We start from the raw sequence: 26,721 nt of genomic DNA, 5'->3' as shown, positions 1-26,721 counted from the left end.
CCATGACGCGCGGCAAATGGCTGGCCGCCTTATGCCTGGTGCCCTTCGCCCTGTTCTTTATCGTGTTCGAGATCGCCCCCCTCCTCTGGGTGATGATCAACAGCCTGCAATCGGAAGAGTTCGGCTGGGGCCTGGCCAACTTCAGCAAAATCTTCAATTCGAAGTTCTATCTCCAGGCTATCCAGTACAGCCTCGAGATCAGTTTCTGGTCCAGCGTGTTCGGGATCATCATCGCCGTGCTCGGCGCGTACTCTCTGCGCCGGGTCGACTCCAGGCTGCGCAACTTCGTCAACGCCTTCGCCAACATGACCAGTAACTTCTCCGGCGTGCCGCTGGCCTTCGCGTTCATCATCCTGCTGGGCTTCAACGGCAGCTTCACGATCATGCTCAAGCAGGCCGGGATCATCCAGGATTTCAACCTGTATTCAAAAACCGGGCTGATCATTCTCTACACCTATTTCCAGATTCCACTGGGCGTATTGCTGCTCTACCCGGCGTTCGATGCATTGCGCGAAGACTGGCGTGAATCCGCCGCGCTGCTCGGCGCCAACGGCTGGCAGTTCTGGCGGCACATCGGTTTGCCGGTGCTGACGCCTGCGCTGCTCGGCACCTTCGTCATTCTGCTGGCCAACGCCCTCGGCGCCTACGCCACGGTCTACGCCCTGACCACCGGCAACTTCAACGTGCTGACGATCCGCATTGCGGCGATGGTTTCCGGTGACATTTCCCTGGACCCGAACATGGCCAGTGCCCTGGCGGTGGTGCTCGTGGCGTTGATGACCCTGGTGACCATCGTGCATCAGCTGCTGCTGAAGAGGAGCTACCATGTCTCGCGTTGAACTGGGCCCCGTCGGCATCTACCACCGAGTCGTGGTGTATCTGCTGTTTGCCATCCTGCTATTGCCGCTGCTCGGCACTTTGATCTACTCAATTTCCAGCAGTTGGTCGGCGACCATCTTGCCCAGCGGCTTCAGTTTGAAATGGTACGTAGCGTTGTGGAGCGACCCGCGCTTTCTGCACGCCTTCGGCCAGTCATTGCTGGTCTGCGTCGGCGCGCTGATTCTGTCGGTGGTGCTGATTCTGCCGCTGCTGTTCGTGGTGCATTACCACTTTCCGAAACTCGACGCGCTGATGAACATCCTGATCCTGCTGCCTTTTGCGGTGCCGCCGGTGGTGTCGTCGGTGGGCCTGTTGCAGCTCTACGGCTCGGGGCCGTTCGCAATGGTCGGCACGCCGTGGATTCTGATCGGCTGTTACTTCACCGTCGCCCTGCCGTTCATGTACCGGGCGATCACCAACAATTTGCAAGCGATCAACTTGCGCGACTTGATGGATGCCGCCCAATTGCTCGGTGCCAGCACTTGGCAAGCGGCATTCCTGGTGGTGCTGCCAAACCTGCGCAAGGGATTGATGGTGGCGCTGCTGCTGTCGTTTTCGTTTCTGTTCGGTGAATTTGTGTTCGCCAACATCCTCGTCGGTACGCGCTACGAAACCCTGCAGGTCTACCTCAACAACATGCGCAACAGCAGCGGCCACTTCACCAGTGCACTGGTGATTTCCTATTTCTTCTTTGTGCTGGTTCTGACCTGGGCGGCCAATATCTTGAACAAGGACAAAAGCGAATGAGCTATGTCAGCGTCCAACATCTACAAAAAAGCTTCTCTCAATTAGGGCAGGCCAGCACGACGGTGTTCAGCGACATCAATTGCGAAATCCGCAAGGGTGAATTTGTCACGTTGTTGGGCCCGTCCGGTTGCGGTAAATCCACGTTGCTGCGTTGCATTGCCGGGCTGACGTCGGTCGATGGCGGCAAGATCCTGTTAGAGGGTCAAGACCTTGTACCGCTGAGCCCGCAAAAGCGCGGCATCGGCATGGTGTTCCAGAGCTACGCGCTGTTTCCCAACATGACCGTGGAGCAGAACGTCGCCTTCGGTTTGCGCATGCAAAAGGTCAATAGCGATGACAGCCAAAAGCGCGTCGCCGAGGTGTTGAAACTGGTGGAGCTCACCGATTTTGCCGCGCGGTATCCGCATCAATTATCCGGCGGTCAATGTCAGCGGGTTGCACTCGCCCGCTCGCTGGTTACCCGGCCAAGACTTTTGTTGCTCGACGAACCGCTGTCGGCCCTTGATGCGCGGATTCGCAAGCACCTGCGCGAACAGATCCGCCAGATCCAGCGCGAACTCGGCCTGACCACGATCTTTGTCACTCACGATCAGGAAGAAGCGCTGACCATGTCCGACCGGATTTTCCTGATGAATCAAGGAAAGATCGTACAGAGCGGCGACGCAGAAACCCTGTACACCGCGCCGGTGGACGTGTTCGCTGCCGGTTTCATAGGCAACTACAACCTGCTGGACGCCGACAGCGCCAGCAAGTTGCTGCAACGGCCCATCACCCATCGCCTGGCCATTCGCCCGGAAGCCATCGAACTGAGCCTGAACGGCGACCTCGACGCACAAGTGCGCAGCCACAGCCTGCTGGGCAATGTGATTCGCTATCGGATAGAAGCACGCGGTGTGGAATTGGTCGTCGATGTGCTCAACCGTTCGGCGGCAGACCTGCATCCCGATGGTCAGCGACTGGCGCTTTCCATCGATCCGACGGCCCTGTGTGAGGTAGCCTGATGACTTTGCTGATGTTAAAGAGAGAACTGCACTGATGGCCCTGGCAATTTTTGATCTGGACGAAACCCTGATCCACGGCGACTGCGCCACCCTCTGGAGCGAACAGATGGGCCGCCTGGGCTGGGTCGATCCCGAGTCGTTCATGCGGCAGAACAACGAATTGATGGACGCTTACAGCCACGGCAAATTGCGCATGGAGGACTACATGACCTTCAGCCTCGAACCGATGATCGGGCGCACGCCGCAAGAGGTCGAGCATTTGGTAGCGCCCTGGGTGGAGGATTTCATCGAGCCGATCATCTTCAGCGATGCGACCAAAACCATCGCCGCCCATCGCAAGGCCGGCGACCGGATCCTCGTGATCTCGGCCTCGGGGACGCACCTGGTCAGGCCGATTGCCGATCGTCTGGGCATCGACGAGATCCTCGGCATCGAACTGGAAGTGGTGCACGGGGTTTATAGCGGCCACACCGTCGGCACGCTGACTTACCGCGAAGGCAAGATCACGCGCTTGCTGGAATGGCTGGATGCCGAAGAGGAGAATCTGGAAGGCGCGAGTTTCTACTCGGATTCACGCAACGATTTGCCGCTGCTGTTGAAGGTGGATTTCCCACACGTGGTGAACCCGGATCCGGTGCTGCTCGAACACGCCGAAAAAGCCGGCTGGCCTATCCATCTCTGGAAATAAAAGCAAAAGATCGCAGCCTTCGGCAGCTCCTGCATTGGCGTGGTGTACACCCTGTAGGAGCTGTCGAAGGCTGCGATCTTTTAAAGCAAACCCGACCTCAGGTCAGGCTTTCGTCGATCACCAACACCAATTTCCCCGCCACCTTATTGCTTGCCAGCTCGGCAAACGCCGCTTCGGCATCCTTGATCGCAAATGTTTTCGCCAACTGCGGACTCAACCGCCCCTCGGCAAACAGCGGCCAGACATGCTGGCTCAGGTCACTGAACAAATCCGCCTTGAATTGATCATCACGACTGCGCAAAGTCGAACCCAGCAGTTGCACGCGCTTGGCCAGGACCTGCGCCAGGTCCAGTTTCGCCTCACGACCACCCATCAGGCCAATCAGCACCCACCGGCCATCGCGGCCCAGCAGTTTAAGATTCAGCGCGGCGTAGTTTCCACCGACCGGGTCGAGAATTACATCGAACGGTCCCAGATCGCTCAGGCTGTCCAGATCGTCGGTGCGCACCACCCCACCCTGAGCACCCAACGCTTCGCAGTAAGCCAGACGTTCGGCAGAACCGACGCTGACCCAGCACGGGTTGCCAAACGCCTTGCACAGCTGAATGGCCGCTGAACCGATCCCACTTGCTCCGGCGTGCAGTAGAACTTTCTCACCGGGTTTGAGCGCAGCCAGTTGATACAAATTCAGCCAGACGGTCGCATAGACTTCGGGCAACGCTGCCGCCTCGACAAGGGACAATCCTTCCGGCACCGGCAGCACGTGCCGTCCGTCGACTACCACCTCTTCGGCCATCCCGCCCCCGGCCAGCAAGGCGCAAACCCGGTCGCCGACCTGCCATGACGATCCCGCACCGACCTCGCTGATCACTCCCGAACACTCAAGACCCAGTACCTGACTGGCCCCCGGCGGTGGCGGATAGAGACCGGCCTTCTGTAACAAATCGGCGCGATTGAGGCCCGCTGCCGCCACACGAATGCGAACTTGCCCTACATCACACACAGGACTGGGCTCTTCAAGCCACTCCACTTGACCTTCCACGCCTTGCAATGCCTTCACAGTGCCTCCATAGTGAGTCTGGACTGAGCCCGTAGCTGTAGCGCCGGGCTTTCTTGCATTATGTGACCGGCCCTTTGTGGAACCGGCGACTTCAAAGACGGCCTAATATGCGTGATCAATTGTCCCCGCGTCGAATCAGCATGAAGCATCTGTTCCCCAGCACCGCCCTCGCCCTGTTCATTGGTATCGGCCTGATGCCGATGTCGAGCAACACGTTCGCAGCCAATAGCTGGGACAAGCTTCAGCCTGATCGTGACGAAGTGATCGCCAGTCTGAATGTCGTCGAGTTGCTCAAGCGTCATCATTACAGCAAGCCGCCGCTCGATGACGCGCGCTCCGTGATCATCTACGACAGCTACCTCAAGCTGCTGGACCCGTCGCGCAGCTACTTCATGGCCAGCGACATTGCAGAATTCAACAAGTGGAAGACCCAGTTCGACGACTTCCTCAAAAGTGGCGACCTCAATGCCGGGTTCATCATCTACAAGCGCTATCTGGACCGCGTCAAGGCGCGTCTGGACTTTGCCCTTGCAGAGCTGAACAAGGGCGTCGACAAGATCGACTTCAACACCAAGGAAACCTTGCTGATCGACCGCAAGGATGCCGCCTGGCTCAAATCCACCGCAGAACTCGACGACCTGTGGCGCAAACGCGTCAAGGACGAAGTGTTGCGGCAGAAGATCGCGGGCAAGGATTCCAAGCAGATCCAGGAAACCCTGACCAAGCGCTACAAGAATCAGCTCGCGCGTCTGGATCAGACCCGTCCGGAAGACATCTTCCAGGCGTACATCAACACCTTCGCCATGTCCTACGACCCGCACACCAATTACCTGTCGCCGGATAACGCGGAAAACTTCGACATCAACATGAGCCTGTCCCTCGAGGGCATCGGCGCCGTGTTGCAGAGCGACAACGACCAGGTCAAAGTCGTGCGTCTGGTGCCTGCGGGACCGGCCGACAAGACCAAGCAGGTCGCACCGGCCGACAAGATCATCGGCGTTGCCCAGGGCAACAAAGAGATGGTCGATGTGGTGGGCTGGCGCCTCGACGAAGTGGTCAAGCTGATCCGGGGCCCGAAAGGCACCGTGGTGCGCCTGGAAGTGATCCCGGCGAGCAATGCGCCAAACGACCAGACCAGCAAGGTCGTGCCGATCACCCGTGAAGCGGTGAAGCTTGAAGACCAGGCGGTCAAAAAGTCGGTCCTCAACCTGAAACAGGACGGCAAGGACTACAAGCTCGGCGTCATCGAGATTCCGGCGTTCTATCTGGATTTCAAGGCCTTCCGTGCCGGCGATCCGGACTACAAGAGCACCACCCGCGACGTCAAGAAGCTGCTGACCGAGTTGCAGAAAGACAAAGTCGACGGCGTAGTCATCGACCTGCGCAACAACGGCGGCGGCTCCTTGCAGGAAGCCACCGAGCTGACCAGCCTGTTCATCGACAAAGGCCCGACTGTGCTCGTGCGTAATGCCGACGGTCGCGTTGACGTGCTGGAAGATGAAAACCCGGGCGCTTTCTACAAAGGCCCGATGGCGTTGCTGGTCAACCGCTTGTCCGCCTCGGCTTCGGAGATTTTTGCCGGCGCCATGCAGGATTACCACCGTGCGCTGATTATCGGCGGCCAGACCTTCGGTAAAGGCACCGTGCAGACCATTCAGCCGCTGAACCACGGCGAATTGAAGCTGACGCTGGCCAAGTTCTACCGGGTTTCCGGCCAGAGCACCCAGCATCAAGGCGTACTGCCGGACATCGATTACCCGTCGATCATCGACACCAAGGAAATCGGTGAAAGTGCCCTGCCGGAAGCCATGCCGTGGGACACCATCCGCGCGGCCATCAAGCCTGCACTGGATCCGTTCAAACCGTACATCGCCCAGCTCAAATCCGAGCACGACGTACGCTCGGCCAAGGATGCGGAGTTCGTGTTCATTCGCGACAAACTAGCCCTGGCGCAGAAGCTGATGGCGGAAAAAACCGTCAGCCTCAATGAAGCTGATCGCCGTGCCCAGCACGCGGATATCGAAGCCAAGCAATTGGCCATGGAAAACCTGCGTCGCAAGGCCAAGGGCGAAGAGCCACTCAAAGAGCTGAAGAAAGAAGACGAAGACGCCCTCGCGGCCGAGCCGGACAAGACCAAACCGGAAGACGATGCCTACCTGAGCGAGACCGGGCGGATTCTGTTGGACTACCTGAAACTCAACACCGCAGTGGCCAAGCACTAGTTGGTCAAAAGCAAGATGATGGCAATTTAGTGCTGACGCTCCCCGGAGCGTCATCAAACAGTCATCATTCTGTCGTGAAATAAAGGGCGGGGAGCACCTCTATCCAAAGAGTGCTCCCCGTCCTTTTTTTTATCGCCAGAGAAAGCCATGACCACGACAGAACAGCTGAGTGCCTTGAGTTCCATATTGGCTCAAAGCGGTTTGCACAGCCTGTTCCAACCGATCATTTCCCTCTCTGAACGACGAATTATCGGCTACGAAGCCCTCAGTCGCGGCCCCTCGAACAGCCCCCTGCACTCTCCCATCGCGTTGTTCGCCGTCGCTCGCCAGACGGGTCGTTTGAACGAACTGGAAATCGCTTGCCGCGAAAGTGCTTGCCGGCGTTTCAACGAACAGCAATTGCCCGGCAAACTGTTTCTCAACGTCTCTCCGGAATCCCTGCTCGAAGCCGCTCACCAACCGGGGCGAACCCTGCAATTGCTGGAGGATTTCGGCATACCGCCGAGCCAGGTGGTGATCGAGCTGACCGAGCAGACGCCAACCGACGACTTCCAGCTGCTGCAAAACGCACTGCATCACTATCGGGCGATGGGGTTTTCCATTGCGCTGGATGATTTGGGGGCGGGCTATTCGAGTTTGCGACTGTGGTCCGAATTGCGCCCGGACTACGTGAAGATCGACCGCCACTTCATCGACGGTATCCACCAGGACGCGGTCAAGCGTGAGTTTGTCGGGTCCATCATGCAGATCGCCAAAGCCTCCCGGGCACAGGTAATTGCTGAAGGGATCGAGCTGAGCGAAGAACTTGCGGTGCTGACTGACATGGGCGTCGATCTGGTTCAGGGCTATTTGCTGTGCAGGCCCCAGGAACATCCGCCCAGGGATGCGCGTAACCTGATGCCCAAGCACGACACCGCTGCTGTGCCTCTGAACGAGGAAGGCAGTGACCTCAGCGCCTTGCTCAACGACCAACCGGCGATGCCTCGCGATACGCCGACCGCCACCGTTCTGGAAGCCTTTCGCCGCCAGGCCAACCTGAACTCGCTGGCGGTGCTCGACGAGCAGGGCCATCCCTGCGGCATCGTCCATCGGCACTCGCTCTCGGACGTACTGCTCAAGCCGTTTGCCACCGACCTGTTCGCCCGCAAGCCGATCAGTCGCTTGATGAGCGATGACTTCCTCGCGGTCGAAATGAGTCAGTCGCTGCAGCAAGTGAGCCGGCTGATCACCAGTCGCGCCCGACAGCGCATTGAAGAAGATTTCATCATTACGCTCAATGGCGGGTATCTGGGGTTGGGCCGGGTGATCGACGTGCTCAAACTGATTACCGAACTGAAGATCCAGCAAGCCCGCTACGCCAACCCACTGACCCTGTTGCCGGGCAACGTGCCGATCCAGCAATGCCTGACGCGGTTGCTGCAGCAGCGGCGAGAATCGGTGATTTGCTACGTGGACATCGACAGCTTCAAACCTTTCAACGATATCTATGGCTACGGCCGCGGAGACGAAGTCCTGCTGTGCCTGGCGCAATGCCTGAATGACCGCGTCGACCCGTCCCGCGACTTTGTCGGCCATATCGGCGGCGATGACTTCCTGCTGGTGCTCGGTCCGGAAGACTGGCGCAAACGGCTGAACCAGTTGCTCGACGACTTCCAGAGCCAGTGCCGGCGTTTCTACCGCAGCGAACACCTGGAAGCCGGCTGCTTCATCGCGCCGAACCGCCAGGGTGTACGACAGGAATTTCCCCTACTGTCGTTGTCTATCGGCGTGGTGCATTTGCATCCACAGGCATGTGAGCGACTCGACGCGAGCCAGTTGGCGGAGATGGCATCGCAAGCCAAGCACCACGCGAAAAATGTGCCTGGGTATAGCGTGCATGTGATTGATAGTCTGGCGGTGGCCGGGCAAGAGAGTGAATGGCTAGTGGGCCAGCGGTGATTGCGCTGACGGCTTCGCGAGCAGGCTCGCTCCCACAGGGTTTTGTGCCGAAAGTGGATATTGCGAACGGCACAAAAACCTGTGGGAGCGAGCCTGCTCGCGAAGCCGTCAGATCAATCACCGCCGAGCGGCCCGTCGCAGCCTTATTCCCGACATCACACAAACCCTGTGGCGAGGGAGCTTGCTCCCGGTGGGCTGCGAAGCAGCCCCAAAACGGGACGACTGCTTCGCAGCCGAGCGGGAGCGAGCTCCCTCGCCACAAAAGCCGGCCCGCGCTACTCGCGAGACCGATCCCGCAACCTCTCCCTCACCGTATCCAGCAAATCACAGCCATCGCGCAGCGGAACGGCACAGAGCAAGGCAAAATCACTGAGGAGTAAAAGTGAAGCTATCAACGGCCTTCCTACAGGCTTGGGTGGCAGCTATACGCGGGGTAGGAATATCGAGACCAGAGAACTCGACCACACCGAAGCGTGCCCGCGCACAGCCGCCGCAACTGACCTTACGGACGCGCATTGGCGGCCGCAAATACAGGTGTGGATGCCAAAGCGCCTCTCTAGTCTTGAAGGGTTCCTACACCCCTTCACCGAATTTTCAGTGACCACCAGAGACTATCGATTGAACTCACTTCGCACCAGTTCATGGAAACCGCTAAAACTTGAAGGAAACTTCCGACGACCTTGCCCAGAAATTTTGGTGCTGGTTATCAGCAAAAGCCATCAAATACCGTTATCCAGTTTTTTAGCGATATGACGCAACCATATATCGCCCGATTCCCACTCATTCCAATAGCAGTAGTAACAGCTCAACTCTCTCAGTAAGTACTCCCGCAATTCCATTTCGCCCTTTCGCTGTTCAAGCAGAAGATCAAGCTCGTGCCGGACTAAAGCTAGATCTTCCGGGTCGGATTCGACTAAAAATGCATCAATCACTTGTTCCGCTGCATCATGTTCGACAGTCCAATCCTGATGAAAGTAGGCGCCGAAAAAATCGTGTAGCTCGGGAAATTTTGTACTCATATCTCTGGAAATCCTGTTAACAAAAAATATCCCTCAGGACGTCGGGTATCCTTGACCAAAACCAGCAATACCTTCGCAGCCGGCTCATGGGCACTACGTCCTTTAGGGATACTGACGCCAACGGGGTACGGAAATACATGAGTCACGGTTGTCTTACCTTTTCCTCCTTTTAGAAATTTTTCGATTTTTGTTTTATTAGCCTCCAATGCTCTCGCAGATGCCGACTCAGCAGTAGCTCTGTCAGGAAATGTTGACGCAGCAGGAATATTTGGCTCAGCTTTTAACCTTTTAGCTAATTGTGTGTCAGTTCGCCCCACATGTTTCTTAATGAGGTGCCCGCCTTGGGCCTCATGCGCAGCTAACCCCCCGCCTGGAACAATCTCGCTATACGGTCCATCAGCATCCAAATCACCAGGGCATGGGCTGCAAGCCAACCCCAACGGATCAACCCACCCCGTAGGATTCAGCGCATACCGGTACTGATTCAGCCCACCCGCCAGTTTCACCGGGTCCGGCGTCAGATACCTTCCGACTTCCGGATCATAGTACCGATGCCGGTTGTAATGCAGACCACTCTCGGGGTCGAAGTATTGGCCCTGGAACCGCAGCGGTTGTTCGAGTTGCTCGCCCCCGCCGTGCGTTAGCAGTGTGACTTTGCCGTAGGCGTTGTACTTCGCCGACCAGACGATTTCGCCGCTGTAGTCTGTCAGTTCCTGCGGGGTGCCGAGGTGGTCGAGTTGGTAGTAAAACGGGCAGGCCTTGCGTGGGCCTTTGCCGTCGAGCAGGGCCAGTGGGCGGCAGGTGCCCGGTTCGTAGACGTAGCTGCGGTAGTGCTCGCGGCTGCTTTCGGCGACGAGGTGGTCGCCTTGCCAGAAGAATTGCGTGGTGTGGCCGTCGACGGTTTTGGCGATGCGCCGGCCGAAGGCGTCGTAGCGGTAGCGGGCGCAGCGGCCGTCCGGGGTGGTGACGCCGGTCAGTCGGTGCTGGCAGTCGTAGGCATATTCGGTGACGAGCGTAGGACCCGTGCCGCGACGTTCGCGGACAAGGTTGCCGAAGGCGTCGTAGTCGTAGTCGTAGTGGCGGTCGCCTTGGCTGAGCAGGCGGTTGCCTTTGACGGTCGCGAGTCCGGGGCGATCCTGCATCAGCAGGTTGCCGGCCGGGTCGTGGGCGAAGCTTTGCGGTGGCTCGTCGCGGCTGTGGCGCACGCGGGTCAGGCGGTTGAGCGGGTCGTAGTAATAGCTGCGCTGGCCGTGACGGCTGTCGGCGATGGTTACGAGGTTGCCGTTGATCGCGTAGGCGTAGTGGCGCAGGTACAGCGGTCGGGTTTGCTGGTTAATGGCGTGGGCTTGCAGGCGGCCCTGATCGTCGTAGTGGTACTGGCTGGTGGCCTGACCTTGCTGGCGTTGCTGCTCGCGGCCGAAGGTGAATTGGTGGCTGGTGAGCCGCGCGCCGTTGAGGTCGATGGCGCTCAGCGCGCCGCCCTTTTCGTGGTGGTAGTCGAGCTTGCTGCCGTCGGGGAGGCGCATCCGGTTGAGCTGGCCGCAGGCGTCGTAGCCATAACGCAGCGTGCCCCAACCCTGATGCTCGGTGATCAGCCGGCCCTGTGTGTCGTACTGGAATTCCAGCGGGTGATCGTGACCGTCATCGACGCTGATCAGTCGACCGAGGCTGTCGTAGCAGTATTCAACCTTGCTGCGGTCGGGCAGGGTTTTGACCAACAGGCGGCCGGCGCTGTCGCGCTCGTACAGCGTGACGAGTTGCGAGCCGTCAGCGCCGAACTCGGTTTTCTCCAGCAGATGGCCGTTGAGGTCGTAGGCATACGCCGTGCGTTGGCCATCGAATCCGCTTTCCTGTCGGATCAAGCCATTGGGCGTGTAGTCCAGCTGATATTTGTCGCCGGATTCGTTTTCGATTTCCGTGAGGAACAGCTGGGCGTTGTCGTAGCGGTATTTGAGCTGGGTGCCGTCCGGATTGATCCGGCGACTGACGAGGTGCAGATCATCGACGTACTCATAACGCGTGACGTGGCCCAGCTCATCGCGTTCGGCGGTAATGTTGCCGTAGGCGTTGTAGCTGAAGGCCCGGTTAGCGCCCGTAGGAAGCGTCGTCTGGACCAGTCGTCCAACGGCGTCCCAGGCGTAACGCGTGACCGCACCGTGTTCGTCCTGCCGGGTAGTCTGCCGACCCAGTGCATCGTAGGAAAACCGCCGCAGGCCGCCGTCCGGCAATGTCTCTTCGAGCAACTGCCCCAAGGCATTCCAGACAAAGGTGTGGCGGCTGTGATCCGGGTAGCGGATCGACAGCAGCCGACCTTGCGCGTCGTAGTGAGAGTGGGTGACATGGCCGTCAGGATCGGTCGCCTCGGTGACATCGCCCTGAGCATTGCGCTGATACTTCCAGATGGCCTTGCCGCGATACCGCGCATGCAGGAAACCATTGCGGTATTCGTAGGACGTCGGCTCGTCCTGCGGCGGAATCAGCGCGACCAGGCGTCCGACTTCGTCGTAGTGGTATTCGGTGACGGTACCGAGCGGATCCTGCTCGGCAATCAAGCGGCCTTTGTCGTCGTAAGCCTTGAGCTGTTCGCCGCCATCCAGCCCGACCTTGCGCACCAGCCTTGCGCGGTCGTCGTGCTGGTAAACCTCCTGGCTGCCGTCGAGGTTGTGGACGGTAACGCTGCCCTCGTCATCCCAGACATACCGCGCCTCCATCTGCGCAAACGACGCCCAGTGCCGGACGCATCGTGCAGCCTTGCCGGACCTTTCCCACGCCCAGAAGAAACTCGCCCCACCGGCGAGTTGCCGCTGGAGGATGACGTGTTGATCGTCGTAGTCGTAGCGTTCGCTTTCACCGGCGGCATTGCTGGCTTCGATCAGTCGGGCGCGTTCGTCGTAGCGGTAACTGACCAGCGTCTGTTCGGTGACCCAAGCTTGTTCCAACGTGTCCGCCGGAATAAAAACCTGATAATCGACGGCGACCAGATGACGGCGGTCGTAGCGCAAGCGCAAGGCGCGGCCGGCGCCGTTATCCAGGCGTTGGAGGCGCTCCTGACGGTCGTGAGTGATGCGCAGACGGTTGTCGTAGGCGTCGCTGATCGCGGTCAACCGACCGTTGATGAAGTGATAAAAACGCGTGTCGTCGCCCGCCTGGGCGAGGATCAACTCTTCAAGATCGTCGCCAAGGAAAATCGCCGCCCGCGACAGGCTGTTGTGGATCGCCGGTCGCTCGGCAGTGGGCAATGGGAAAGCGGTGCGGCGGTTTTCGTGGTCGATCCAGATGACCTGATCGCCGGCGATTTCCAGGCGATGCGCGAGGCTGTGGCTCCAGCCGTAACCGAGTCCGCCGTCTATTTCAGCAGCGCTGGTGCGATAGAGTCGGGTGAAATCAAACGGCAAAATGCCGTCCAAACAACCGTCGGTGAGGGTCAGCAGCTCTTCGCCGGTGACCATCGACACCGGGCATTTGTTGGTGGCAGTGTTGGCGGCGGAATCAGCGCTGTCACCGTTGGGATTGGTGGCCTGCTGTGAAGCGTCGTCGCGGTGTTCGGTTTGCTGGAGGGTGGTGTTGCGTTTGGCATCCCAAGTCAGCGTCACTGTTCCATTTTTAACACCGGCCGCAATACCGCGTGCGGCAACTTTTTTGTAGTCATCAACATATTTAGTGAGCGTACTGAGAAGGTTAAAAGTTGCCTCAACGAAACGCATTGCCAGATCTGCCAGCACCGCTCCGTACTTAAGTCCCCGAGTAGTCAAATACGCTTTGGCGACAGGTAAACCGACTACCGTGAAAGCCAGTGCCGAAGCAATCAAGATGTCGATCAGCACAGAGGCAATGATTTGACTGGTCGCCGACACCGAATTACCCGCAATCACACTCGGCGGTAAAGCCAACAGCCAGATTCCAGCGGCACGAAACAGCAGCCAAAGCGCAGCCTCATCGCTGGCCAGCAACATGGCTTTTTCCATCGCTGCGGGTGATTGCTCCGCCAGGTCGACTAACCGCTGCGCACTGCTACCCAGCAGATCCAAGTGATCGCGGGGATTCTTGAGAATGTCAAAAACAAGACCCAGACCATCCCAAACGTCAATGATCGCGGCCCAACCTCCAGCGAGCATTCCGTTACCCGCAGCGACGTAAGCCGACTGCGGCCACTGGGGTTTGAACCCTTGCCACTCGCTTCGCAGCCAGGCTTCGAGCTGTCCGGTCAGGCTGTCGTAAGACTTGAAAAGCTCATCAACTTCATCCGAAGACACCGCGCTGTGGACGTGTGCGCGGTAAGACTTGCCGGCAAGCCCCCTGAATCTGCCTTTGCCGTATTGATCGAGTGTGACCGTGGTTTTTTCACCGCCATCAACCTCAATCACATCAACGGCGATGTTCCCCAGCGGAATGTCGTACGTTGATTCGAACTTGCTCTCAATCTCCAGAATCCCGTTCTTCGGGCACTGCGAGACGCTGGAGAAATGGCCGTCGTTGATACCGACGACTGTGGTGGTATTCCCAAATTTGAACTGGCGCTCCATGTTCATCAACGACGGCATATCCATCGCGTGACTGACCCGGTCCGCCGATTGACTTAAAAACCCCCGAAGTTGCTCGCGATACAAATCCAGCGTGTCTTTGAAACCATCGAGCTCCCGCTCAATGCGGGCGATAGAATCCATCAACGCACCGTACGGCAAGAAGAAAGCTGAAAAATCCGGTCAATCATGAGCAATCCCTCGCGCAAAAATGGGCGCGCGAGACTTTGCGGGGAATCAATCGAGAAAGAAGTCAGGAAAGTAGGATGAAGCTGTAGGGCAATTCCCTAAACAGCGCCCTCTGAATGACGAACAGGCTAAAACGCAAACGTGGCGTGAGGTTTCCCTCACGCCACGTGTGTTTACCGCACAACTATGGGGTTATTGCGTGGAGTCGCGGGAGGCCAGCTCTTTAAGTTTGAGCTCAGCCAACGGATGCCCTGCCTTCTCTGCCATTTCCCAGAATCGCGCGGCTTCATCAGGGTCCGGCGCTTTGCTCGCTGTCCCGGCCAGACTGATCACGCCCACCTGATACGCCGCCTTGCCATCGCCCGCCAACGCCGCCAGGCGCAACAAACGCACACCTTCCTCACGCGCCCCAAGCCCGACGCCGCGAAAGGTCAGGATGTGGCCATAGAAGCTTTGAGCGCGGACATCACCCAGGTTGGCCATGCGCGCGAATTGGCCCTCTAGCCAATTCCAGCCTCGCGGCTGCCGGACAAACCAGGACCAGTGAAACAGCCGGCGGGCGAGCCAGTAACCGGCCCGCGCCTTGAGCTTGAGAAACACTCAGGCTTCCGCCGATTCGGGGTATTCGTATTCGAACACTCGCACCACTTCCGAGGCGTGCCACGACGCTGCGGCGACACCATCGGACGGGCCGGAGAACCGCCCCAGTCGCTCGACACATTCGAAAAAACCGGTGCGCGGCAGGCGGCTGGCGCCCTGGCTGATCACCAGCGAACTGCGCAAGGGTTGCTCAGCCTTGGCGTCCAGCGCGGCCAGATGTTCGAGGGCCGCGGTCAGGGTTTGCATAGCCGGAGTGGGCAACTGCAAACGCTCAAGCAGCGCGCGATAAGTCAGCAGGTGCCGCTGGCGGCGCGCCTGATCCAGCTCGCCCAACAACCCGTCCCAATGTTGACGACTGATGCGTACGCTCACGATTCATCCCTCCACCCTGGCACCGTCAATTCCCAGGCCAGGCTGCGGCGAATCGCAGCGTCGGGTTGACGCTCGCCACTTTCAATCAAGGCCAGATAAGACGGGCTGATGCCTACCGTGCGGGCCAGCGCCTCGATGGCGATGCCCTTCCCTTCGCGCAAACTGCGTAGTTGATCCAGCCCAGGGAGAACCTGATCTGGTGTCGCCGCATGACGCACTGTTGCTTCGCGCGGCGGTTTTTGCTCGATGCCTGCTGCTTTCAGTAGAGCCTGATACTGAGCCCACGGCAGAACCGCATATTCGGGCTCGCCTTCGCGTGTGATTATCTGAATATCCATGACTTCCCCGTAGGACAACGACACTTAGCGAGTCGGCACTTTTCCCTCGAAGTGTAATCCTAACAGCGGCCAAGGTCGCGGGGGTATGAATAAAGGAAAGGCCCTGAATCAGCTCAGGTTTTTTTCGGGCGCTGAAGCTGAAGTTGCGCGGGGGTATCCGGCAGGCGCTCGACCACCGCGAGCTTCTCCGGTAACTGCCGTTTGCGCCAGGCACGAAAGGCATTGAGTTCGTCATCAAGCACTTTCATCAGCCAGGCGAGCACGGCGATATCATCGAGCATGCCAAACATCGGAATGAAATCCGGAATCGCATCCACCGGACTCAGAAAGTACATCAGGCCCGCCACTACCGAGATCAGCGCTTTCGGGCTGATGGCCCGGTACTCACCGCGCCAGTAGGCCAGGCACAACGCCTGCAACAGACGCAGGTCGTCTTTGAGCTTGCCCAACCGGTTGCCTTGACTGGCCCCTTTACTGGCCACCGCGAAGAGCAAAGTCGGCAAACGACCGCGAGCAAGAAGGCGTCCGGCCAATGGCAGGAACCGAGCGAAATTCCAGGGTGCTTTCATCTTTCCTCCCGCTGAAATGTTATCCACACAAATTGTGGATAACCTTGTGAACAGAGCCTTATTTCACGGCTGAAAGGCCCGTTTCATAAGGGCCCGGCTCAGATCGGGCGTTTTTTACTCACATAAAAAAACCCAATATTTCATTGACTTGGCGCTCTCGCGCGGCTAGTGCAGGCGCCCTCAATGGCTATGACTGCGGCCTGCAGCATCGGTTCGCTTTGTTTACCCTCGTCGGACGCCAGATGCAACAACGCCCCGCATAAGCGAGGCGTTGTTGTCAGATCAGACGCAGATTACTTGGCAGCGTCGTCTTGCTTGGCAGGATCTTTGATTGCCAGCAGTTCCAGGTCGAACACCAGCACCGAGTTGGCTGGAATCGCCGGGCTAGGGCTTTGGGCACCGTAGGCGAGTTCGCTAGGAATGTACAGTTTGTACTTCTCGCCAACGTGCATCAGTTGCAGACCTTCGACCCAACCTGGAATCACACCGCTGACCGGCAAATCGATCGGGCTGCCACGCTCGACGGAGCTGTCGAAAACGGTGCCGTTGCTCAGGGTGCCGGTGTAGTGAACAGTCACTACGTCGGTCGGCTTGGGCTGCGCGCCATCGGCCTTTTTGACCACTTCGTATTGCAGGCCGGAAGCGGTGGTGGTGACACCGGTTTTCTTGGCGTTGTCTTCGAGGAATTTCTTGCCAGCGGAGGCCGACTCTTCACTCATTTTGGCCATGCGCTCTTCAGCACGCTTTTGCAGTGCGGCGAAGGCTTCGACCAGCTCTTCGTCTTTCAGCTTCTGTTCTTTCTTGCCGACGGCGTCTTCAATGCCTTGAGCGACGGCTTTGGAGTCAAGATCATCCATGCCTTCCTGAGCCAGGCTCTTGCCCATGTTCAGGCCGATCCCGTAGGAAGCTTTTTGCGCCGGGGTTTTCAGCTCTACGCTGGTTTGCGAGTCACAACCCGCAAGTACCAGGCCAACCAGGGCCACCGCCGCCGCCAACCGATGCTGTTTCATGCTATTTCCTTGTTCATGCGCCTAAAGGGCAATCGAGTAAAGCCGCGAGCTTATCAGGCGGCCACGACCAATGGCTACCGGCATGAGAGCAGGAAACTTCTGATAAGTTCAGGTGTTTTAACGCATTTCCGGGATCGGACGATGAAGCTTCTGTCATCTTCGTCCCACATGACAGGCAATCTGCGGCAAGGGAGCTTGCTCTCGCAGGGTCGCAAAGGGGCCCCTGTCACAGGGACGATGCGGTGTTCCGGCGAAGCCCTCGCCGCCCTCTTGAAGAAAAACTCCAGACGAAAAAAAGCCCGCATAAGCGGGCTTTCCGTGGTGACCTGGCGTTCAGCGTTCCAGGTTACCAAATATGGCGCAGCGGACGGGACTCGAACCCGCGACCCCCGGCGTGACAGGCCGGTATTCTAACCGACTGAACTACCGCTGCGCGTAGCGTTGAACGTAAATGGTGGGTGATGACGGGATCGAACCGCCGACATTCTGCTTGTAAGGCAGACGCTCTCCCAGCTGAGCTAATCACCCTTTACCTTCGTTGCGGGGCGCATTGTGCCACAGTTTTTCATAACATGTTGATTTAATTGATAAATATCTCAAAAAAATCTGAAAACCAATGAAACGATGCAACCTGCAGGAACTTCAGGCAGAAAAAAACCCGCGTGAGCGGGCTTTTCCGTGGTGACCTGGCGTTCAGCGTTCCAGGTTACCGAATATGGCGCAGCGGACGGGACTCGAACCCGCGACCCCCGGCGTGACAGGCCGGTATTCTAACCGACTGAACTACCGCTGCGCGTAACACTTGAAGCGAATGGTGGGTGATGACGGGATCGAACCGCCGACATTCTGCTTGTAAGGCAGACGCTCTCCCAGCTGAGCTAATCACCCTTCACTTTCGGTGTGGCGCGCATTCTACGGAGCGACCTCACCTCTGGCAAGCACTTTCTTAAATAATTTTTTCAGGCCTTCCAAAGGCTTAGAGAAGGGTTGGCCTATGGCGCCACGAAGAGAATAATGCCCCACTTTGTATAAAGGAGAGACTCGCCCCATGTGGTTCAAAAACCTGCTTATCTATCGCCTGACCCAAGATCTGCCTTTTGATGCCGAGGCGTTGGAAACTGCACTGGCCACCAAACTGGCGCGTCCCTGTGCAAGCCAGGAGTTGACCACCTACGGTTTCGTCGCGCCATTTGGCAAAGGCGAAGATGCACCTCTGGTGCACGTCAGCGGCGACTTCCTGCTGATCTCCGCTCGCAAGGAAGAGCGCATCTTGCCGGGCAGCGTTGTGCGTGACGCGGTCAAGGAAAAGGTCGACGAGATCGAAGCCGAACAAATGCGCAAGGTCTACAAAAAGGAACGCGACCAGATCAAGGATGAAATCATCCAGGCCTTCTTGCCTCGCGCCTTTATCCGTCGCTCGTCGACCTTCGCCGCCATTGCCCCGAAACAAGGTCTGATCCTGGTCAACTCGGCCAGCCCGAAACGTGCCGAAGACTTGCTGTCTACGCTGCGCGAAGTGATTGGCACGCTGCCGGTACGCCCGCTGACCGTAAAAATGTCCCCGACCGCGACCATGACCGAATGGGTCACCACTCAGAAAGCCGCGGACGATTTCTTCGTGCTGGACGAGTGCGAACTGCGCGACACCCACGAAGACGGCGGCATCGTGCGCTGCAAGCGTCAGGACCTGACCAGCGAAGAAATCCAGCTGCATTTGAGCACCGGCAAAGTGGTGACTCAACTGTCCCTGGCGTGGCAGGACAAACTGTCTTTCGTCCTCGACGACAAGATGGTGGTCAAGCGTCTGAAGTTTGAAGACCTGCTACAGGATCAGGCGGAACAGGACGGCGGCGAAGAAGCCCTCGGCCAGCTGGACGCCAGCTTTACCCTGATGATGCTGACCTTCGGCGATTTCCTGCCGGCGCTGGTTGAAGCGTTGGGCGGTGAAGAGCTGCCGCAAGGGATCTAAAGGCAGGTGATCTCTACTGTAGGAGCGAGCTCGCTCGCGATGAACTTGAGAGCGACGTGTTTCTCCAGACAGCAGCGCGCCATCCTTCACGTTTTTCGCGAGCGAGCTCGCTCCTACAGGTTTTTGTGGTGCTACTTAAAATAAGGATCAGGCCATGCGTGCACTGGCTGCATTAAGTCGCTTCGTCGGCAACACCTTCGCTTACTGGGTACTGATTTTCGCCGTCGTGGCATTCCTGCAACCGGCATGGTTCATCGGCCTGAAAGGCGCCATCGTACCGTTGCTGGGCCTAGTGATGTTCGGCATGGGCCTGACCCTCAAACTCGAAGACTTCGCCGAAGTCGCTCGCCACCCATGGCGTGTCGCGCTCGGCGTCATCGCCCAGTTCGTAATCATGCCTGGCATGGCCTGGTTGCTATGCCAGGTATTCAGCCTGCCACCGGAAATAGCTGTCGGGGTGATTCTGGTCGGCTGCTGCCCAAGTGGCACCTCATCCAACGTCATGACCTGGCTGGCGCGAGGGGACCTTGCCTTGGCGGTAGCCATCTCTGCCATCACCACGTTGCTCGCCCCTCTGCTGACCCCGGCGCTGATCTGGCTGCTCGCATCGGCCTGGCTGCCCGTCTCGTTCATGGACTTGTTCTGGTCGATTCTACAGATCGTTCTGCTACCCATCGTGCTGGGCTTAGTCGCGCAGCGCGTGCTGGGTGCCCGGGCTCGATACGCCGTCGAGGTTTTGCCACTGGTTTCGGTGGTGAGCATCGTGATCATCGTGGCAGCGGTGGTCGCCGCCAGTCAGGCGAAGATTGCCGAATCCGGGCTGCTGATCATGGCCGTGGTGATGCTGCATAACAGCTTTGGTTACCTGCTGGGCTATCTCACCGGACACCTGTTCAAATTACCACTGGCCCAGCGCAAAACCCTGGCCCTGGAAGTCGGGATGCAAAACTCCGGATTAGGCGCTGCGCTGGCCAGCGCGCACTTCTCACCGCTGGCGGCGGTGCCAAGTGCGTTGTTCAGCGTGTGGCACAACATTTCCGGGGCCTTGCTTTCGACGTATTTCCGCCGGATGAGCGAGAAAGAAGATCGGGAAACCGCGGCGCGGCAGGTCACTGACTGATTCGCCAACTTGATCGCCGGTTTAATGATGGGCACTATGTTGCGCAATGCGTGGACGACCTCGCTGCTCGTTCGAGCCATTAATCCGGGGACGACCCCGTCAATCGATGGAGGTCTCTCTTGTCCTGGATCATTCTGTTTTTTGCCGGCCTGTTTGAAGTGGGCTGGGCTGTCGGCCTGAAATACACCGACGGCTTCAGCCGCCCTCTCCCTACCGCATTGACCGTTGGCGCCATGATCATCAGCCTGGGTCTGCTCGGGCTTGCCATGAAGGAGTTGCCGCTGGGCACCGCCTACGCCATCTGGACAGGCGTGGGTGCAGTCGGCACGGTCATCGCCGGGATCATTCTGTTTGGTGAATCCATGGCGCTGTTCAGGCTCGCCAGTGTGGCGCTGATCATTGCCGGGCTGATTGGACTGAAAGTCAGCACCTGATTACCGGCAGTCGATACGAAAAAGCCCGCTCCCCTGGCGTTACCGGGGAAGCGGGCTTTTTTATGCGGTGAACAACGGATCAGCTTTCAGCCAGCGCCATGCGTTCACGCGCGACCGGGGCCTTTTCCGCATGCTCGAGCTGCATGCAGCGTTCCAGGAACAGGAACATGTAGTCGTAGCTTTTGCAAACGGCCTGACGCAGCTCCACCTGCAGGGATTTACTCGGGTTCATCCCCGCCAGCGTGCAGATGATTTCCAGTGCTTCCCATGGATGGGCATCGTCGTACTGGGCGTGCATCTTAAGCCACTTCATGGCGCGCTTGCGATCTTCCTCGGGGAACGCTGCCGCGTACACACCCGTGGAGCAAACCACCGCTGACCATTCGCCGGTCGCACCTTCAATGGCGTAGTTGGTAGCCGCGATGGCAACGATCAGCGAATCCGAGGAACTGGTGTGCCAGCACCAGTGGCTCAAGGCATGCAACTCCGGGGCGACCTGTTGCGCTTGCAGATCTTCCAGGCTCACGCCATGAGCACGGCTCCAATGCACCCAATAATCGGCGTGGTTCAATTCCACGCGGATGTTGCGCATCAACCAGCGACGCGCCATGTCCTCGCCGGGATGGCGGGCAAAGCGCGTCTTGGTCAGGTTTTGTGCCATATACAACGCGAACTGTTCGACCACTGGCCAGCCACCAATCAGGTACTGACGCATGGTCTTGGCACTAAGCTTGTTATCGCGCATGCGCCGATACAGTTCATGTTCGACAACCCGGCGTTTACTCTCGCTGCAATCCTGAATGAGCTGTTGAGCCCAGGCGGGATAACTTGCAGCTTCCATGAGGGGTCCGGTTCGGTTGAATGAGTCGATCACTGTCGGGTTCCTTTTGATTGTGATTGTAAGGATCAGCAAGAGATTTCAACGGAATGTGCCAGGCGCCTTGAATAACAAGGGTTGAGGCCTGGCAGGACGACTTTGCAAACTTTCGCAGGTAAACAGACTTGGCCGCTCAATGACATAGCCTTGAGCGTAATCCACCCCTATCTCCAGCAATGCCTGCTCAATCTGGGGTGTTTCAACAAACTCTGCAATCGTTCGCTTACCCATGACATGACCGATGTGATTGATCACTTCGACCATGGCTCGGTTAATCGGGTCGTCCAGCATATCCTTTACGAAACTCCCGTCGATCTTCAGGAAGTCTACAGGCAAATGTTTCAAGTAAGCGAACGAGGACATTCCGGCGCAAAAGTCGTCTAGCGAAAAATGGCAACCTAAGCCTTTGAGCTCATTAATAAATCTGATTGCACTGCCCAGATTGGAAATGGCGCTGGTTTCAGTGATTTCAAAACAAATCATTTCAGGAGGAATGGCATAAGTTATGAACTGTTCACGAAGGAAGTCCAGAAACGCTTCATCTCCGATAGTAGTGCCTGACAGATTAATCGCACACATCGCCAAAGGCCCTTTGCGCTTTTCAGCGATACATTGGGCAATGATCTTGAATACGTTCTGCACGACCCAGCGATCCAGCGACGTCATCAGCCCATAACGCTCTGCCGCAGGAATAAAGCTGTCGGGCAGAATCATGCGCCCGGCCTCGTCATGCAGGCGCAATAGAATTTCGATATGCCCGCCACCCGGGTCAACATGACCAATGGCCGCAATTTCCTGGGAGTACAGACAAAAGCGGTCTTCCTCTAGCGCCATGTGCAAGCGCTGCACCCACGCCATTTCGCCGAAGCGCAGGGACAGTTCCGAGTCATCGGCGTGATAGACCTGCACCCGGTTGCGGCCCTTTTCCTTGGCCATGTAGCAGGCCATATCGGCAGCGCGCAGGGATGTTTCAAGGGTGGTCGGCTGTTGGTTTACATGCACCAGCCCGATGCTCACGGTGGTCACGAACGGCCGCCCCTTCCAGACAAAGTGCAGGTTCTGCACGGTCTGACGCAGGCCTTCGGCGATTTTTTCCGAGGCTTCCGGCGAGCAATTCTCCAGCAGGATGCCAAATTCGTCACCGCCCAGCCGGGCCAGGGTATCGCCCTCGCGCAAACCCGATTGCAACAGCGCGCAGATATGGCGCAGCAACTCGTCACCCGCCGCGTGGCCGCAGGTATCGTTGACCAGTTTGAACTGATCCAGATCGAGGAACATCAGCGCGTGACGCCCCGGCTGCCGGGTCAGGTTGTGCAGGACCTGTTCGAGGCGATACTCGAACTCGCGGCGGTTGGCGAGGCCGGTCAAGGCGTCGTGAGTCGCCTGCCAGGACAGATTGGCGATGTATTGCCGCTCCTGGGTCATGTCGTGCAGGACCAGCACGGTGCCGCTGACTTTGCCGGCATTGCGGATCGGCGCGCCGACCAGCGTGACCGACACCGTGCTGCCATCCAGCCGCTGAATCAGTTTTGAATGTTCGCTGCCGCCGCTGAGCTGACCGCTCAAAATGTGCTCGATCAGCGTAAAGCCATCGGTCTGGGCGTTCTCGTCCAGCAGATTGAACAACGCGGCCAGGGGCAGGCCCGTCGCCTGTTCCGCTTTCCAGTGCGTCAACGCTTCCGCCGCTGGATTCATGTAGGCGATTGCGCCTTCGACGTCCGTAGTGATCACGCCATCGCCAATCGACTGCAGGGTAATTTGCGCCCGGTCTTTCTCCAACTGCAGCGCATCGGCAAAGGCGTGACGCTGCTTGAGCAATTTGTGCGTGCGCATCAGGGCCAGGACAATCAGGCCCAGCGCGGTGGCGAGGTTCGTCACCAGCAGCAGGCGCAGAATGACCCGCGAACCTTCGCCCAAGGCATCACTGAAGGCCTTCGCTGCCGGCGTCACTTCATCGTTGATGGCGAAAATCTGATTCTTCCAGCGTTTGATATCGCTCTCGGAGGCCTGGCTGGCCGAGATGCGCTGGTGCATGTCCCGAGCGACATCATCCAGACGCACCAGATACCCGTCGCCCACCGTCCACAGATCGATGGCTTTCTCGAGGTAAGTGAAGTGTCGGAAGTTAAGGTACAGCCAGATCAGGCTGGAGACGTCGTCGGGGTGGTTGCCGCCCTTGAGAATTGCCTGGCGAGCGGCGCCGATATCCGGCGGCTGTTGATCGAGTGCCAGCCGCAACTCATGACCACCCTGGGGGACGGCGATCGAATTGCGGTATTGGTTGAAAATCGTCTCATCGCGGCTGTCGGCGTAGAGATTGAGGTAATAGATGGCGTCTTTCTGGCCCTTTGACCAAAGACTTTCACCTGCCACGTAGCCCCGCACCGCCGACAAAACGTACAGGCTGACACCACCCAACAGGGCTTGAAACAGCACTACGGCGATAAATGGCCAGACGATGCCCAGCAACCGTGGCGTTCCGAGAGTCCGCGTTTGATTCATGAGGTCCCTATTTTTAGCACTGCTTGATCGTCGTCCGGACGAAATCGCTAAGGCTAGCCTAGGATGGGTTATCACTCTAGGCAAGCCAGGAAAGCTTGTACCCGAAACCAGCATAGTAACAGCGTCGCGTGGCGCAACCGGGTGATCGGGCACACACTTTTGAACAGACCTTGAGCCTGCTGCACCGTTCACTTTGCTTACGTGGGGAGGCGGACTTAGATCTGCTGCAAATGCCCATAGAGTTTGGCGTATAAACCACCCTCGGCGATCAATTGCTGATGGTCGCCGTCCTCGGCAATTTTCCCGCCGTCGAACACCAGCACCCGGTCTGCCTGCTTAACCGCAGACAACCGGTGCGCAATGATCAGCGTCGTGCGATTGCTCAGGAATCGCGCCAGCGCCTGGTGCAGGTTGTATTCGGTCGCCGCATCCAGCGCTGAAGTGGCCTCGTCGAGGATCACCACTTTCGGCTCGGCCAGCACCATCCGCGCAATGGCGAGGCGTTGGCGCTGGCCGCCGGACAAACGCACGCCGGAACGGCCGACGATGCTGTCGAGGCCGTTGGGCAGTTCGCTGACCGTCTGGTGCAACTGGGCAATTTCCAGCGCCGCCCAGCAGGCATCGTCACTGCGCTCACGGCCCATGGTCAGGTTGGCGCGAATGGTGTCGTTGAACAGCGCGGGATGCTGCAGGACCACGGCGACATTTTCCCGAACGGTCTCCAGCCCGATTTCCTCCTGGGTCGAACCGCCGAAGCGGATCGTCCCGGCGAGCGGCGTATACAACCCCAGCAGCAACTGCACCAGGGTACTTTTGCCACCGCCGCTGGCACCGACGATCGCGACTTTTTCACCGGGCGCAATCGACAGGTCCATCTGATTCAACACCAGTTCGTCACCGTAGCCGAAACTCAACCCCTGAACTTCGATGCCCACGGTTTCGCGACCGTTAAACGGGTCGATACCGCCCGGGTATTCGGGCTCGTCGGCGCGGGCCAGCAATTCGTTGATCCGCGACAGTGCACCACTGGCGGCGTAATAGGCGTATTGCAGGTTCAGCAACTGTTCCACCGGACCGATCATGAACCACAGGTAGCTGAACACCGCGAGCATCTGGCCGATGGACAGGTCGGAAAACAACACGGTGAGCATCGCCGCCGCACGAAAAATGTCGATACCGAACTGGAACAGCAAGCCGCTGGCACGGTTTGAGGCATCGGTTTTCCACTGCGAGGTCACCGCATAATCGCGGACCTCACGCGCCCGTTGGCCAAGACGACCGAGGAAAAAGCCCTGACGGTTGCCGGCGCGTACTTCCTGAATCGAGTCGAGGGTTTCGGTGAGTGCCTGGGTGAAGCGCGAGGTGCTGTCGTTCTCGAGTTTCTTCAGGTGCTTGACCCGCTTGCCGAGCAACACCGTGGCATAGATCACCAGCGGATTGAACAGCATGATCAGCAGCGCCAGCTTCCAGTGCATCCACATCAGAATGCTCGCAGTGCCGACCAGCGTGAGCATGGCGACGAGGAATCGGCTGAGGGTTTCGCCGACAAATTTGTCCACGGTGTCCAGGTCGGTGACCAGGTGCGTGGTCACCGTGCCGCTGCCCAGGCTTTCGTATTCACCCAGCGAGATGCGCTTGAGCCGTTCGATCAGTCGTGTGCGAATGCGGTACACGATGTCCTTGGCCAACGCCGCAAACAGCTTGGCCTGCACCACGTTGAACAACAACGCACCGCAGCGCAGCAACAAGGTCACCAGCAACATCAGGCCGATGTAACCCGCCGCTTTCTGCCAGTGCTCGGGCAGCGCGTGGTTCATGACCTTGAGCGCGGTGTCGCCGTTGCCCAGCAGCACTTCGTCCACCAGCAGCGGCAGCAACAAGGGAATCGGCACGCTGCACAAGGTCGCCAGCACGGCCACACCGTTGGCGATCCACAGGGCTTTTTTGTGATGCAGGGCCAGGCGACGGATTTCCGCCCAGCTCAGACGGTCGACACGGGGAGCGGTTGAGACGTCGTCCGGCAGGTCATGCACAGGCAGCGCGCTCCAGCCAGCGGCCGAGCAACGGTGAGAGGACACTCAGGGGCTGATAGCCATTGGTCAACAAGGCCAATTGGCCGTCACGTTCTGCCAGCAACGTGGGGAAACCGGCGATGCCGAGGTCCTGTACCCAGGTGAAATCGGCCGCCGTCGCGGCGTGCTGATCGGCGCGGTCGTACGCGGCGGCGAATTCGATGCGCGGCACACCGGCCTGCTCCGCCAGCTCGACGAGCACACTGGCGTGCGTCACATCGCGACCTTCAGCGTAAAACGCATGCTGAATCAAACCCAACAGTGTCCACGCGCAATCTGGTGCCAGGCTACGCGCAGTGACCAACGCCCGACAGGCGGGTTCGGTGTCGTAGACGAAGCCTTCAGGCAACGCGCCCTCGATTTTGAACGGTTGGCCGGTGGCCTCGGTGACCGCCTGCCAATGTTCAAGAATGTAGCGCCGGGTGGTCGGCTCCAGCGCCGATCCGCTGCCGGTGCGCAAACCGCCCACCACCAGATGCACCTCCACGCCCGCCGCCTGCGCCTGCTCGACCAGCGCGTTGGCCACCGGCGCAAAGCCCCAGCACCAGGAACACATCGGGTCCATCACATAGAGCAGGCGGCGCACTGACATGGT

The 26,721-nt window shown here is 58.6% G+C and carries 21 protein-coding genes and 4 tRNA genes; 9 read left to right on the top strand and 16 right to left on the bottom strand.

Going from position 1 to position 26,721, the window contains the following annotated elements:
- Positions 1 to 2: 2 nt before the first annotated feature.
- The 4 genes from F8N62_RS24515 to F8N62_RS24500 are packed head-to-tail and all read left to right on the top strand — an operon-like array spanning position 3 to position 3,315.
- Complete coding sequence (locus F8N62_RS24515) at positions 3 to 839, top strand: ABC transporter permease (protein ID WP_191632434.1); 837 nt, start codon at positions 3 to 5, stop codon at positions 837 to 839.
- Positions 826 to 1,626 (top strand): ABC transporter permease, encoded by an 801-nt coding sequence (locus tag F8N62_RS24510; protein WP_150713087.1) that lies wholly within the window; start codon positions 826 to 828, stop codon positions 1,624 to 1,626. The genes F8N62_RS24515 and F8N62_RS24510 overlap by 14 nt, the downstream gene beginning before the upstream one ends.
- Complete coding sequence (locus tag F8N62_RS24505; protein ID WP_150713086.1) at positions 1,623 to 2,627, top strand: ABC transporter ATP-binding protein; 1,005 nt, start codon at positions 1,623 to 1,625, stop codon at positions 2,625 to 2,627. The genes F8N62_RS24510 and F8N62_RS24505 overlap by 4 nt, the downstream gene beginning before the upstream one ends.
- 34 nt (positions 2,628 to 2,661) lie before the next feature.
- Positions 2,662 to 3,315, top strand: a complete 654-nt coding sequence (locus F8N62_RS24500; protein WP_150713085.1) for an HAD family hydrolase — start codon at positions 2,662 to 2,664, stop codon at positions 3,313 to 3,315.
- 97 nt (positions 3,316 to 3,412) lie between these two features.
- On the opposite strand, the gene F8N62_RS24495 is transcribed toward F8N62_RS24500, so the two are convergent.
- On the bottom strand, positions 3,413 to 4,375 hold the full coding sequence (locus tag F8N62_RS24495; protein WP_150713084.1) for a zinc-binding dehydrogenase: 963 nt from the start codon (positions 4,373 to 4,375) through the stop codon (positions 3,413 to 3,415).
- A gap of 140 nt (positions 4,376 to 4,515) precedes the next feature.
- Between F8N62_RS24495 and F8N62_RS24490 the strand changes: the two genes are divergently transcribed.
- Both F8N62_RS24490 and F8N62_RS24485 read left to right on the top strand, forming a co-directional pair.
- Positions 4,516 to 6,597, top strand: coding sequence for a carboxy terminal-processing peptidase (locus F8N62_RS24490; RefSeq protein WP_191632433.1), 2,082 nt, complete (start codon positions 4,516 to 4,518; stop codon positions 6,595 to 6,597).
- Positions 6,598 to 6,744: 147 nt separating this feature from the next.
- Complete coding sequence (locus tag F8N62_RS24485) at positions 6,745 to 8,535, top strand: bifunctional diguanylate cyclase/phosphodiesterase (protein WP_150713082.1); 1,791 nt, start codon at positions 6,745 to 6,747, stop codon at positions 8,533 to 8,535.
- A 719-nt stretch (positions 8,536 to 9,254) separates the two neighbouring features.
- Here the strand turns inward: F8N62_RS24485 and F8N62_RS24480 are convergent.
- The 11 genes from F8N62_RS24480 to F8N62_RS24430 form a co-directional block, all read right to left on the bottom strand.
- Positions 9,255 to 9,554, bottom strand: a complete 300-nt coding sequence (locus F8N62_RS24480; RefSeq protein WP_150713081.1) for a contact-dependent growth inhibition system immunity protein — start codon at positions 9,552 to 9,554, stop codon at positions 9,255 to 9,257.
- Positions 9,551 to 14,218 carry an RNase A-like domain-containing protein gene (locus F8N62_RS24475; protein WP_150713080.1) on the bottom strand — a complete coding sequence of 1,556 codons (4,668 nt, stop codon included), beginning with the start codon at positions 14,216 to 14,218 and terminating at the stop codon, positions 9,551 to 9,553. Before F8N62_RS24475 ends, F8N62_RS24480 begins: the two co-directional genes overlap by 4 nt.
- A gap of 237 nt (positions 14,219 to 14,455) precedes the next feature.
- Positions 14,456 to 14,863 carry a sel1 repeat family protein gene (locus F8N62_RS24470; RefSeq protein ID WP_150713079.1) on the bottom strand — a complete coding sequence of 136 codons (408 nt, stop codon included), beginning with the start codon at positions 14,861 to 14,863 and terminating at the stop codon, positions 14,456 to 14,458.
- The gene (locus F8N62_RS24465; RefSeq protein WP_003223109.1) at positions 14,864 to 15,235 is read right to left on the bottom strand and encodes a hypothetical protein; all 372 of its coding nucleotides are present in this window, start codon (positions 15,233 to 15,235) and stop codon (positions 14,864 to 14,866) included.
- A complete protein-coding gene (locus F8N62_RS24460; RefSeq protein WP_150713078.1) occupies positions 15,232 to 15,573 on the bottom strand; it encodes a helix-turn-helix domain-containing protein in 342 nt (113 codons plus the stop codon). The genes F8N62_RS24465 and F8N62_RS24460 overlap by 4 nt, the downstream gene beginning before the upstream one ends.
- 113 nt (positions 15,574 to 15,686) lie before the next feature.
- Complete coding sequence (locus tag F8N62_RS24455; RefSeq protein WP_150713077.1) at positions 15,687 to 16,142, bottom strand: YkvA family protein; 456 nt, start codon at positions 16,140 to 16,142, stop codon at positions 15,687 to 15,689.
- 293 nt (positions 16,143 to 16,435) lie between these two features.
- Positions 16,436 to 17,152: an FKBP-type peptidyl-prolyl cis-trans isomerase gene (locus F8N62_RS24450; RefSeq protein WP_150713076.1), complete on the bottom strand. Its 717-nt coding sequence runs from the start codon at positions 17,150 to 17,152 to the stop codon at positions 16,436 to 16,438.
- Between the two features lie 356 nt (positions 17,153 to 17,508).
- Positions 17,509 to 17,585 (bottom strand) — tRNA-Asp (locus tag F8N62_RS24445).
- 19 nt (positions 17,586 to 17,604) lie between these two features.
- A tRNA-Val gene (locus F8N62_RS24440) sits at positions 17,605 to 17,680 on the bottom strand.
- A 188-nt stretch (positions 17,681 to 17,868) separates the two neighbouring features.
- Positions 17,869 to 17,945 (bottom strand) — tRNA-Asp (locus tag F8N62_RS24435).
- A gap of 19 nt (positions 17,946 to 17,964) precedes the next feature.
- Positions 17,965 to 18,040, bottom strand: a tRNA-Val gene (locus F8N62_RS24430).
- Positions 18,041 to 18,200: 160 nt separating this feature from the next.
- Here F8N62_RS24430 and rdgC point away from each other — a divergent pair.
- The 3 genes from rdgC to sugE all read left to right on the top strand — a co-directional run bounded on the left by rdgC (position 18,201) and on the right by sugE (position 20,675).
- Positions 18,201 to 19,121, top strand: a complete 921-nt coding sequence (gene rdgC, locus F8N62_RS24425) for a recombination-associated protein RdgC (RefSeq protein ID WP_150713075.1) — start codon at positions 18,201 to 18,203, stop codon at positions 19,119 to 19,121.
- Positions 19,122 to 19,275: 154 nt separating this feature from the next.
- Entirely contained in the window at positions 19,276 to 20,241 is a 966-nt protein-coding gene (locus F8N62_RS24420) for a bile acid:sodium symporter family protein (protein WP_150713074.1), read from the top strand.
- A gap of 119 nt (positions 20,242 to 20,360) precedes the next feature.
- Positions 20,361 to 20,675 (top strand): quaternary ammonium compound efflux SMR transporter SugE, encoded by a 315-nt coding sequence (sugE, locus tag F8N62_RS24415; protein ID WP_150713073.1) that lies wholly within the window; start codon positions 20,361 to 20,363, stop codon positions 20,673 to 20,675.
- Between the two features lie 79 nt (positions 20,676 to 20,754).
- Here the strand turns inward: sugE and F8N62_RS24410 are convergent, their stop codons facing one another.
- The 4 genes from F8N62_RS24410 to F8N62_RS24395 all read right to left on the bottom strand — a co-directional run bounded on the left by F8N62_RS24410 (position 20,755) and on the right by F8N62_RS24395 (position 26,718).
- A complete protein-coding gene (locus F8N62_RS24410) occupies positions 20,755 to 21,516 on the bottom strand; it encodes a TenA family transcriptional regulator (RefSeq protein ID WP_412071983.1) in 762 nt (253 codons plus the stop codon).
- Between the two features lie 78 nt (positions 21,517 to 21,594).
- Positions 21,595 to 24,054 carry an EAL domain-containing protein gene (locus tag F8N62_RS24405; RefSeq protein ID WP_150713071.1) on the bottom strand — a complete coding sequence of 820 codons (2,460 nt, stop codon included), beginning with the start codon at positions 24,052 to 24,054 and terminating at the stop codon, positions 21,595 to 21,597.
- 215 nt (positions 24,055 to 24,269) lie between these two features.
- Positions 24,270 to 26,087 (bottom strand): ABC transporter ATP-binding protein, encoded by a 1,818-nt coding sequence (locus F8N62_RS24400; protein ID WP_150713070.1) that lies wholly within the window; start codon positions 26,085 to 26,087, stop codon positions 24,270 to 24,272.
- Positions 26,080 to 26,718 (bottom strand): DsbA family protein, encoded by a 639-nt coding sequence (locus F8N62_RS24395; RefSeq protein ID WP_150713069.1) that lies wholly within the window; start codon positions 26,716 to 26,718, stop codon positions 26,080 to 26,082. The genes F8N62_RS24400 and F8N62_RS24395 overlap by 8 nt, the downstream gene beginning before the upstream one ends.
- Positions 26,719 to 26,721: the final 3 nt, after the last annotated feature.

The organism is Pseudomonas fluorescens (genome assembly GCF_902497785.1).
In the GTDB taxonomy this organism is placed as follows: Bacteria; Pseudomonadota; Gammaproteobacteria; order Pseudomonadales; family Pseudomonadaceae; genus Aquipseudomonas; species Aquipseudomonas fluorescens_BO.
This window is presented reverse-complemented; position numbering and strand designations above follow the sequence as displayed.

Excerpts from the sequence above, each read along its gene's own strand:
- F8N62_RS24515 (WP_191632434.1), top strand. The coding sequence starts at position 3 with ATGACGCGCGGCAAATGGCTGGCCGCCTTATGCCTGGTGCCCTTCGCC.
- F8N62_RS24510 (WP_150713087.1), top strand. The coding sequence starts at position 826 with ATGTCTCGCGTTGAACTGGGCCCCGTCGGCATCTACCACCGAGTCGTG.
- F8N62_RS24505 (WP_150713086.1), top strand. The coding sequence starts at position 1,623 with ATGAGCTATGTCAGCGTCCAACATCTACAAAAAAGCTTCTCTCAATTA.
- F8N62_RS24500 (WP_150713085.1), top strand. The coding sequence starts at position 2,662 with ATGGCCCTGGCAATTTTTGATCTGGACGAAACCCTGATCCACGGCGAC.
- F8N62_RS24490 (WP_191632433.1), top strand. The coding sequence starts at position 4,516 with ATGAAGCATCTGTTCCCCAGCACCGCCCTCGCCCTGTTCATTGGTATC.
- F8N62_RS24485 (WP_150713082.1), top strand. The coding sequence starts at position 6,745 with ATGACCACGACAGAACAGCTGAGTGCCTTGAGTTCCATATTGGCTCAA.
- F8N62_RS24480 (WP_150713081.1), bottom strand. The coding sequence starts at position 9,554 with ATGAGTACAAAATTTCCCGAGCTACACGATTTTTTCGGCGCCTACTTT.
- F8N62_RS24475 (WP_150713080.1), bottom strand. The coding sequence starts at position 14,218 with ATGGATTCTATCGCCCGCATTGAGCGGGAGCTCGATGGTTTCAAAGAC.
- F8N62_RS24460 (WP_150713078.1), bottom strand. The coding sequence starts at position 15,573 with ATGGATATTCAGATAATCACACGCGAAGGCGAGCCCGAATATGCGGTT.
- F8N62_RS24455 (WP_150713077.1), bottom strand. The coding sequence starts at position 16,142 with ATGAAAGCACCCTGGAATTTCGCTCGGTTCCTGCCATTGGCCGGACGC.
- F8N62_RS24450 (WP_150713076.1), bottom strand. The coding sequence starts at position 17,152 with ATGAAACAGCATCGGTTGGCGGCGGCGGTGGCCCTGGTTGGCCTGGTA.
- rdgC (WP_150713075.1), top strand. The coding sequence starts at position 18,201 with ATGTGGTTCAAAAACCTGCTTATCTATCGCCTGACCCAAGATCTGCCT.
- F8N62_RS24420 (WP_150713074.1), top strand. The coding sequence starts at position 19,276 with ATGCGTGCACTGGCTGCATTAAGTCGCTTCGTCGGCAACACCTTCGCT.
- F8N62_RS24410 (WP_412071983.1), bottom strand. The coding sequence starts at position 21,516 with ATGGAAGCTGCAAGTTATCCCGCCTGGGCTCAACAGCTCATTCAGGAT.
- F8N62_RS24405 (WP_150713071.1), bottom strand. The coding sequence starts at position 24,054 with ATGAATCAAACGCGGACTCTCGGAACGCCACGGTTGCTGGGCATCGTC.
- F8N62_RS24395 (WP_150713069.1), bottom strand. The coding sequence starts at position 26,718 with ATGTCAGTGCGCCGCCTGCTCTATGTGATGGACCCGATGTGTTCCTGG.